Below are 9103 nucleotides of genomic sequence, written 5' to 3' on the forward strand. Positions count from 1 at the left end.
GCGGACGGTGGGTGCGGCGGCGTACAGATAAGGTCGTCCGCAATCGATTGCAATTTGCAGTGCAGCAAATCCACCAATGGCGCTTGCGCCAACCTTATCGATGAGAGATCGAGGCATTCTGCATGGTGCGGCGCAGCGTTACAAACGATTGCAGGCGCGGCGACACTCCGCTCCGCCGCTGCGGCACGCCTCCCGCGTGCCCGACCCGCCCAGGCCGATGCCGATGCTCATGCGTTCCGATCGTCCCCTGCTTCCGCTCTCGCGCGTGCTGGCGCTCAACGCCGGTTTCTTCGGCGTGCAGTACAGCTTCGGGCTGCAGCAGAGCAACATGAGCCCGATCTACAACTACCTGGGCGCCGACCACGCCAACCTGCCCTACCTGTGGCTGGCCGGCCCCATCACCGGGCTGGTGCTGCAACCGGTGGTCGGCGTGCTCAGCGACCGCACCGTCACCCGCTGGGGCCGACGCATGCCGTACATGGTGGTGGGCGCGCTGGTGTGCAGCCTGTGCCTGCTGACCATGCCCTTCAGCGTGGCGCTGTGGATGGCGGTGGCGCTGCTGTGGATGCTGGATGCGGCCAACAACGTGGCGATGGAGCCGTACCGCGCGCTGGTCAGCGACGTGCTGGCGCCGCCGCAGCGGCCGCTGGGCTACCTGACCCAGAGCGCGTTCACCGGCCTCGGCCAGACCCTGGCCTATGTCACCCCGCCGTTGCTGGTGTGGCTGGGCATGAACCAGGACGCGGCCAACGCCCACCACATTCCCTATGTCACCATCGCCGCGTTCGCGATCGGTGCGGGCTTCTCCGCCGCCTCGATCCTGCTCACCGCGCGCAGCGTGCGCGAGCCGATGCTGCCGGCGGCGGAGCTGCAGCGCCTGCGCAGCGCCGCGGTCGGGCCGCTGGCGACGCTGCGCGAGATCGTCGACGCGGTGCGACAGATGCCCCCGACGATGCGGCAGATGGCGCCGGTGATGCTGTTCCAGTGGTATGCGATGTTCTGTTACTGGCAGTACATCGTGCTGTCGCTGTCGACCACGCTGTTCGGCACCACCGCGGCCGATTCGCATGGCTTCCGCGAGGCGGTCCTGGTCAACGGGCAGATCGGCGGCTTCTACAACTTCGTCGCCTTCCTGGCCGCGTTCGCGATGGTGCCGGTGGCGCGGCGGTTCGGCCCCAAGGCCACCCACGCCGCCTGCCTGGTCGCCGCCGGCGTCGGCATGTGCGTGCTGCCGTCGATCCACGATCGCTGGCTGTTGCTGCTGCCGATGCTCGGCATCGGCCTGGCCTGGGCCAGCATGATGGGCAATCCCTACCTGATGCTGGCCAACAGCATCCCGCCCGAGCGCACCGGCGTGTACATGGGCCTGTTCAACCTGTTCATCGTGCTGCCGATGCTGATCCAGATCGTGACCCTGCCGCTGTACTACGACCGCCTGCTGCAGGGCGACCCGCGCAACGTCATTCGCCTGGCCGGCGCGCTGATGCTGGCGGCCGCGGTGGCGATGTTGTTGGTGAAGCGTCGGGAATGGGGAACCGCGAATGGGGAATCGGAAAAGCGCGGCGCGGCGCACTGAAGCGCCGCCGCAGCGGCGATCTCCGATCTCGCACGGCGCGGTCCATCCCGTTGCACGAACGCCGCTGGCCTGGCGACGTGTGGCTCATGCCATGGACGCCACGCCGATCCGATTGCCACCGGCCTTCTTCGCGCGGTACATCGCCCCATCGGCATGCACCAGCAGGCTGTGGGCGTCGTCGCCGTGATCGGGGTAGAACGCCACGCCGATGCTGGGCAACACGTGCAGGTGGTGGCCGTCCAGGTCGAACGCCTCGCCGAAGACAGCCAGGATCCTGTTGGCCGTTGCCGTGGCATGGTCGGCCGAGTGGCAGCCTTCGATCAGCACCACGAATTCGTCCCCGCCCAGCCGGGCGACCGTGTCCGATGCGCGGACGCAGTCGAGCAGGCGCCCGGCCACGCGCTGCAGCAGCAGATCGCCGACCGCATGGCCGAGGGTGTCGTTCACGTCCTTGAAGCGATCCAGGTCGATGAACAACAGCGACAGCCGTCTGCGCGCGCGCCGGGCCTGCACCAGGGCGGTCTCGAGCCGGTCCAGGAACAGCTGGCGATTGGGGAGCTGGGTCAGATGGTCGTACTGGGCCATGTGCTGCAGGCGTTCCAGCGTCTGCTTGCGCTCGACGGCGGCTGCCACCTGGGTGGACACGAACTGCAGCAGCGCCTGGTCCTTGTCGGTGTAGTGCGACTGTTCGGAATAGCCGAGCAGCACCAGCAGGCCGAGAACGCCCTTCGGTGTCTGCAGCGGAACGCCCAGCCACGAATGGGGCTGCGGTGCGAGCGCGGACTGCTCCAGTCCACCTGATGCCGGCGTGATGGGGGCGTAGGGTGCGCGCAGGAGCGTGCAGCCGGTGCGGATCACCTCGGCGTGCAGCGGCGCCTCGGCCAGCAGCAGGCAGGGCGGTGCGGCATGGTGCTCATCGGCATGGTAGGGAAAGCGCAGCGTCTGCGACGACGCGTCGTACAGCGCCACGGAAAAATTGGTGGCAGGCAGCAGTTCGCCGATGATCTGGTGGATGCGGCTGCACAGCGACTCCAGCGTCTGCTCGGTATGGGCCGCCTCCGAAATGCCGTAGAGCGCCGCCTGCAGCGCCTCGGTCGACTTGCGTTCGGTGATGTCGTGCGCCACGGCCAGGCGCATGCTGTAGTCGGCGATCCAGCGCGCGGTCCAGCGAATGTGCGCGATGCGCCCGTCCTTGCGGATGTAGCGGTTCTCGAAGTGGAGCTGCAGCGCGCCCTCGGTGATGCTGTCGGCCTGCGCGCGGGTGGCCGGCAGGTCGTCGGGATGCACCATGTCGAGCATGCGCTTGCCTGTCACCTCCTGCGGCGTATAGCCGAAGATGCGCTCGAAGGCGGGGCTGACGAACACGATGGTGCTGTCCGGCTCGACGATGCAGACCGCATCGAGCAGCAGGTCCACGATGTTCAGGGGCGAAATGCGTTGCATGCGGCACGAGTCGTCGGAGCCTGGTGACCCATTGTGCCGCGATTTGCGCTGGCATCGCGGGGGAGGGCGCCAGGAGCCGCTGCAACTGGGGTTCTGGTGCGCTGGACGCGCGCTCCGCAGCAACCGGCGCAGATGGGCGTCCTTGCTGCGTTCTCGACGGCGCTATCCCCGCCTCAGGCCGATTCCCGCACGACCAGACTCACCGGCAGCTCCACCGATTCCACCGGCGTGCCGGCGATCAGGTTCAGCACGCCGTCCACCAGCAGGGTGGCGGCCTGGGCCAGGTCCTGGCGCACGGTGGTCAGCGGTGGCTGGCTGTAGGCGGCCAGGGGGATGTCGTCGAAGCCGACCAGGGCGATGTCCTGCGGCACGCGGTGGCCGGCTTCGATGAGGGCGCGGATCGCGCCCAGGGCGATCACGTCGGAGGCGGCAAACACCGCATCCGGCGGGTCGGTCTTCTTCAGCATCGCCCGGGTCAGGCGGTAGGCGTCCTCGCTGAGGAAGTGGCTGCGCGCGTGCAGCCGCGGGTCGAACGCCAGGCCGTGTGCGTCGAGCATGCGCCGGTAGCCGGCGAAGCGCGGCGCCACTTCCGGCAACTGCTCGTCGCCGAGGAAGGCGATGCGCCGGCGGCCATGTTCGATCAGGTGCGCGGTGGCCAGTTCGCCGCCGCGCAGGTTGTCGCTGCCCACGCTGGCATAGGCCTGGCCGTCGATGCGGCTGCCCCACACCAGCATCGGCAGGCCGCCGCGCGCGGCGGCGTCGAGCGAGGCGTGCTCGTGGCTCTGGCCGAGCATGATGACGCCGTCAGCGCGGCTGTTGCGCGCCAGGTCCTCGACCCAGTGATCCTGGTGCTGGTCCAGCTTGGACAGCAGCATGCTGTAGCCGCGCGCGGTCAGCGCGTCGGCCAGCAGCGCCAGCATGGTCATCATGAACGGGTCCGACAGCGGCTGCTCGTGCGCGTGCATCAGCGGCACCGCCACGCAGACGATGTTGGAGCGGCGCGAGCGCAGGCTGCGTGCGACCGGATCGACGCGGTAGCCGGCGTCGCGGGCCAGCTGCTTGATGTAGGCGCGGGTGCGTTCGGCGACCACCGGGTTGTCGGCCAGCGCACGCGACACCGTGGATTCGGAGACGCCGGCCATGCGCGCGATGTCGGCCATCTGCAGGCGCGCGGCGGGCGCGCCGGGTTCGGGTTTGTCGGACATGCGGAGCGGGCGCGACGGACGAAGCGGAACCGGCAGTGTATGCCAGGCGGGCGTCGCGGCGCTTTGCACGCCGCGGCTGCATTGCCGCGGCGATGGCGCGCTGCATGCCTGTTCGCGTATGCCGCGGCGTGCCTGCCTGCCGAATCCGGCGGCTGCGCGCGGGCGCATCCGTCGCGGTCGAGCGCAGGTCCACGTCTCGCGTCTCCACTGCATGCACGCGCAACCGTGGCGCCGTGCGGGGCAGGCGAGGCACTAGGCCATGTGCAGGCCGCCGTTGACCGCGTAGTCGGCGCCGGTGACGTAGGCGGCCTCGTCCGAGGCCAGCCAGGCGCACAGCGCCGCCACTTCCTCGGGCTTGCCAAGCCGGCGCAGCGGTACCGAACTGGCGAGACGATCGAGCACGTCCGGCGGGAAGCCGCTGATCGCCGCGCTGGCGATGTAGCCGGGCGACACCGTGTTGACGGTGACCCCGCGCGAGGCCACTTCCTGCGCCAGCGCGCGGCTGAACCCCTGCATCGCCGCCTTGGCGGTGGCGTAGTTGATCTGCCCGATCTGGCCCTTCTGCGCGCTGACCGCGCCGATGTTGACGATACGGCCCCAGCCGCGCGCGGTCATGCCGTCCACCACCTGCTTGGTGATGTTGAACAGCGCATGCAGGTTGCTGGCGATCACCGCCTGCCAGTCCTCGCGGCCCATCTGCCGGAACAGCATGTCGCGGCTGCCGCCGGCGTTGTTGACCAGCACGTCGATCTCGCCGACCTCAGCCTTGACCTTGGCGAACGCCGCCACCGTCGAATCCCAGTCGGTGGCGTTGCCCTCGGAGGCGATGAAATCGAAGCCGAGCTCGCGCTGCTCGCGCAGCCACGCCGACTTGCGCGGCGAGTCCGGCCCGCAGCCGGCGACCACGGTATGGCCGTTGCGCGCTAGCTTCTGGCAGATCGCGGTGCCGATGCTGCCCATGCCGCTGGTGACGTAGGCGATTCTGAGGGTCACGTTGAACTCCTTCGGAGTTGGGATTCGGGATTGGGGAGTCGGGATTGGACGGGCGCGCGGGCGGTAGCTTCTACGAATCCCCAATGCCCAATCCCCAATCCCGGGCGGCGCTCACTTCGCCAAAGGAAACAGGCCGAACAACAACCCGCCGCCCATCAACACCAACGACACCAGCACCGCCCATTTCAGGGTGAAGCGCTGGTGGTCGGCGAAGTCGACCTTGGCCAGGCCGACCAGCAGGTAGGTGGAGGGCACCAGCGGGCTGAGCAGGTGCACCGGCTGTCCGGCCAGCGAGGCGCGGGCCATTTCCACCGGGGTGATGCCGTAGTGGCTGGCGGCGTCGGACAGGATCGGCAGCACGCCGAAGTAGAAGGCGTCGTTGGACATGAAGAAGGTGAAGGGCATGCTCGCCAGTGCGGTGATCACCGCCAGGTACGGCCCCCATGCGTCGGGGATCACCGCCAGGAAGCTGCGCGACATCGCCTCGACCATGCCGGTGTTGGAGAGGATGCCGGTGAACACGCCCGCGGCGAAGATCAGCGACACCACCGACAGCACGTTGCCGGCATGGTTGACCAGGCGGCGGCGCTGCTCGGCCAGGTTCGGGTAGTTGATCAGCAGCGCCAGCGCGAAGCCGATCATGAACAGCACCGGCATCGGCAGCACGCCGATCACCAGCGCCGCCATCAGCGCCAGGGTCAACGCCAGGTTCACCCACAGCAGCCGCGGCCGCTTGATGTCCTCGGCATCCTCCACGGTGGGCAGCGCCTCGCCGTCGTCGGCCACGCTGCCGTCCATCCAGGCATCGCCGGGCAGCGTCACCACGCCGAGGCGGCGGCGTTCCTTCATGCCCAGGTACCAGGCCAGCAGCAGGATGCCGACGATCGCCAGCGCCATCGCCGGCACCAGCGGCACGAACACGTCGGCCGGGTCCACGTGCAGGGCGGTGGCCGCGCGTGCGGTCGGGCCGCCCCACGGCGTCAGGTTCATCACGCCGCCGGCGAGGATGGTCACGCAGGTCATGTTCAGCGCGTTCATGCCCAGCCGCCGGTACAGCGGCAGCATCGCCGAGACGGTGATCATGTAGGTGGTGGAGCCGTCGCCGTCGAGCGAGATCAGCAGCGCCAGCACCGCGGTGCCGACCACGATCTTCATCGGGTCGCCCTTGACCAGGCGCAAGATGCGCCGCACCAGCGGATCGAACAGGCCGGCGTCGATCATCACCCCGAAGTACAGGATCGCGAACATCAGCATGACGCCGGTGGGCGCGATCTTCTTGATCCCCTCCAACATCATCTCATTGATGCCGGTGCCGAAGCCGCCGGCCAGCGCGAACACGATCGGCACGATGATCAGCGCGACCAGCGGCGACAGCCGCTTGCTCATGATCAGGTACATGAAGGTAATGACCATTCCGAAACCGAGCGCGGTCAGCATGGAAGTTCCTCAGGGCAGTGCATGAAAGAAGATGGACCCCGCATCAGGGATCCGAAAAGAGGCCGACCAGACGTCACATCGCACGATCCCGCCGTTGCGAATCCCGAATCCCCATTCCCCAATCCCGGCACTCAGAAGTCATACTGAAAGCGCCCAGTGATCGCCCGCGTATGGTCCAGCGTCACGCCGGCCAGGTGGTCGCGGTTGCGGCTGTCGATCAGGTTGAGCATCAGCCGCAGGTTCGGCTTGAGGTACCAGTTGCCGGCCAGCGTCCACGAGGCGGTGGAAGCGTCGAGCAGATCGGGCTGCCCGTCGCGGTGCTGCTCGCCCCACATGCGGTCGTAGCGCAATGCCAGTTCGAAGGCACCGTAGTTGTGATTGACCTGCCTGATGCGGGTGAAACGCCCGGTCTTGCTGTCGTAGCGGCGCGATTCGCCGGTGGCGAACCAACTGACGAAGCCGTAGGCCGCCATCACGTCGGCACGCTGCGCGCCGTCGTCGAACAGCCCGCCGCTGAACTCGCCCTGCCACGACAGCGGCCCTCGCACCTGCGCGTATTCCAGCGACCACTTGTCCACGTCGGTGTCGCGGCCGTCGGCGAAGCGCGCCAGGGTGACGCGGCTGGCGTCGGACAGGTGCCCGGCCGGGCGCGGGCGGATGCTCAGCGCCGGCGCACCGCCGGCGCCGGGATGGTCGTAGTGCTCGTGCGCCAGCGACAGGCCCAGATGCAGCACGTCGCCGTCGCGCGCGTCCGGCGCCCAGGTGCCGCGGCCGCCGAACGCGTGGCCGCGGACGTTGGAGACGTCGATGCTCTGCAGGCTGTAGACGCTGGCCGCCCAGGTGTAGTCGGTGCCCGCGGCCTGCCACGACACCGCCTTGCGGTACAGCGGCGCCAGCGTACTGGCCGCGCCGCTGCGCTCCAGGAACTGGCCGAAGTTGGAGCCGGTGCGGTCGTCGAGCGTGAAGTACTGCTTGAACTGGCCCACGGTGAGCGTGCCGGCATCGAATTTACGGGTGAGGTAGACGTCCTTGGCCTCGATGCCCTTGCCGTTGAAGTCGTCCTGCAGCCCGGCGAAATCGCCTTCGACCTTGTAGCCGAAGCCGAAGACCTTGCCGGACACGTCCAGCCACAAGCGGCGGATCTCGGTGTCGTCGGGATTGGGCGTGCCGCGCCGGTCGTTGTCGAAGTGGGCGAAATCCCAGTGCAGCCGCCCGCCGAGTTCGGCGGTCACCGGGCCGTCGTCGTCGCTGGCGGCGTGCACCGAACCGGCCAGGCACAGCAGCGCGCAGGCGCTGCCCCATGTCAGAGTCTTCAGTTCCACGTCCCCTCCCAGGTGCGTGTCGCAGCGATTGGATCGGTCCGTCCGCAACGGCCGCGGACCGGCATGGACGCAGCCTAGTCGGACGTAGCTGTCAACGACCTGTCGGCGGTGGGGAATCGGGAATCGAGAATGGGGAATCGAAAAAGCACGTTCCTGGATGCGCTAGGCTTCTGCCGTTGCTGTTTCCATTCCCCATTCCCGATTCACCATTCCCGGCCTCCAATGCGCCTGCTCCTGGTAGAAGACAACGCCGATCTCGCCGATGCGATCGTGCGGCGCATGCGCCGCAGCGGGCATGCGGTGGATTGGCAGCGCGATGGCTTGAGTGCGGCCGGGGTGCTGCGCTACCAGCGCTTCGATCTGGTGGTGCTGGACATCGGTCTGCCCGGGCTGGATGGGCTGCGCGTGTTGGCCGGGCTGCGCGAGCGTGGCGACACCACGCCGGTGCTGATGCTGACCGCGCGCGACGGCATCGAGGATCGGGTGCAGGCGCTGGACGTGGGCGCCGACGATTACCTGGGCAAGCCGTTCGACTTTCGCGAGTTCGAGGCGCGCTGCCGGGTGTTGCTGCGGCGCAATCGCGGCCAGGCCAGCGAGGTGGTGCAGCTCGGCGGTTTCGCCTTCGACAACGCCGCGCACAGCGTCAGCCTGCACGGCACGCCGATCGAACTGCCCAACCGCGAGTATCGGCTGCTGGAGATCCTGATTGGCCGGCTCGGCCAGGTGGTGGGCAAGGACGAGATCGGCAACGGCCTGTTCGGCTTCGACGACGAGGCCGGGCCGAATGCGATCGAACTGTACGTCGGGCGCCTGCGCAAGAAGCTGGCCGACGCGCCGCTGCGCATCGTCACCGTGCGCGGCGTCGGCTACAAGCTGGAGGCGGCCGCGTCGCCGCCGGACCCGGCGGCAGCGGACGGCGATGGCTGAGGCCGCGCCGCCGGCGCCGTCGATCCGGCGCACGCTGCTGCGTTACCTGGGCGCGCTGTCGCTGCTCGGCGCGGTGGCGCTGTTCTTCGTCGCCCGCGACTACGGCCAGCGTGCCGCCAACCGCTCCTACGACCACCTGCTGGTGTCCTCGGCACTATCCATCGTCGACTCGGTGGCGCTGGCCGGCGGTCAGTGGCAGG

Annotated in this window: 8 protein-coding genes; 3 read left to right on the top strand and 5 right to left on the bottom strand. The window is 68.6% G+C overall.

Annotation, left to right across the window (positions count from 1 at the left end; all coding sequences use genetic code 11):
- Positions 1–229 precede the first annotated feature (229 nt).
- Positions 230–1576, top strand: a complete 1347-nt coding sequence (locus tag D180_RS13580) for an MFS transporter (RefSeq protein ID WP_043090984.1) — start codon at positions 230–232, stop codon at positions 1574–1576.
- 84 nt (positions 1577–1660) lie between these two features.
- Here the strand turns inward: D180_RS13580 and D180_RS13585 are convergent, their stop codons facing one another.
- From D180_RS13585 to D180_RS13605, 5 genes are all read right to left on the bottom strand, one after another.
- The gene (locus D180_RS13585) at positions 1661–3019 is read right to left on the bottom strand and encodes a diguanylate cyclase (RefSeq protein ID WP_017913222.1); all 1359 of its coding nucleotides are present in this window, start codon (positions 3017–3019) and stop codon (positions 1661–1663) included.
- Between the two features lie 173 nt (positions 3020–3192).
- Positions 3193–4224, bottom strand: a complete 1032-nt coding sequence (locus D180_RS13590) for a LacI family DNA-binding transcriptional regulator (protein ID WP_017913223.1) — start codon at positions 4222–4224, stop codon at positions 3193–3195.
- A 252-nt stretch (positions 4225–4476) separates the two neighbouring features.
- Positions 4477–5217 (bottom strand): acetoacetyl-CoA reductase, encoded by a 741-nt coding sequence (gene phbB, locus D180_RS13595; RefSeq protein WP_010344527.1) that lies wholly within the window; start codon positions 5215–5217, stop codon positions 4477–4479.
- Between the two features lie 111 nt (positions 5218–5328).
- Positions 5329–6654 (bottom strand): CitMHS family transporter, encoded by a 1326-nt coding sequence (locus D180_RS13600; protein ID WP_017913225.1) that lies wholly within the window; start codon positions 6652–6654, stop codon positions 5329–5331.
- A gap of 131 nt (positions 6655–6785) precedes the next feature.
- Entirely contained in the window at positions 6786–7976 is a 1191-nt protein-coding gene (locus D180_RS13605; RefSeq protein WP_017913226.1) for a porin, read from the bottom strand.
- A 222-nt stretch (positions 7977–8198) separates the two neighbouring features.
- Here D180_RS13605 and D180_RS13610 point away from each other — a divergent pair, with 222 nt between their 5' ends.
- Both D180_RS13610 and D180_RS13615 read left to right on the top strand, forming a co-directional pair.
- Complete coding sequence (locus D180_RS13610; protein ID WP_017913227.1) at positions 8199–8903, top strand: response regulator transcription factor; 705 nt, start codon at positions 8199–8201, stop codon at positions 8901–8903.
- Positions 8896–9103 (top strand): sensor histidine kinase N-terminal domain-containing protein (locus tag D180_RS13615; RefSeq protein WP_043090983.1); only part of this gene is annotated, 208 nt, incomplete at its 3' end. The genes D180_RS13610 and D180_RS13615, both read left to right, overlap by 8 nt.

The organism is Xanthomonas sp. SHU 166 (assembly GCF_000364685.1).
Lineage (GTDB): Bacteria > Pseudomonadota > Gammaproteobacteria > Xanthomonadales > Xanthomonadaceae > Xanthomonas_A > Xanthomonas_A sontii.

Coding starts and splice junctions, on each gene's coding strand:
- D180_RS13580 (WP_043090984.1), top strand. CDS start 230: ATGCGTTCCGATCGTCCCCTGCTTCCGCTCTCGCGCGTGCTGGCGCTC.
- D180_RS13585 (WP_017913222.1), bottom strand. CDS start 3,019: ATGCAACGCATTTCGCCCCTGAACATCGTGGACCTGCTGCTCGATGCG.
- D180_RS13590 (WP_017913223.1), bottom strand. CDS start 4,224: ATGTCCGACAAACCCGAACCCGGCGCGCCCGCCGCGCGCCTGCAGATG.
- D180_RS13600 (WP_017913225.1), bottom strand. CDS start 6,654: ATGCTGACCGCGCTCGGTTTCGGAATGGTCATTACCTTCATGTACCTG.
- D180_RS13610 (WP_017913227.1), top strand. CDS start 8,199: ATGCGCCTGCTCCTGGTAGAAGACAACGCCGATCTCGCCGATGCGATC.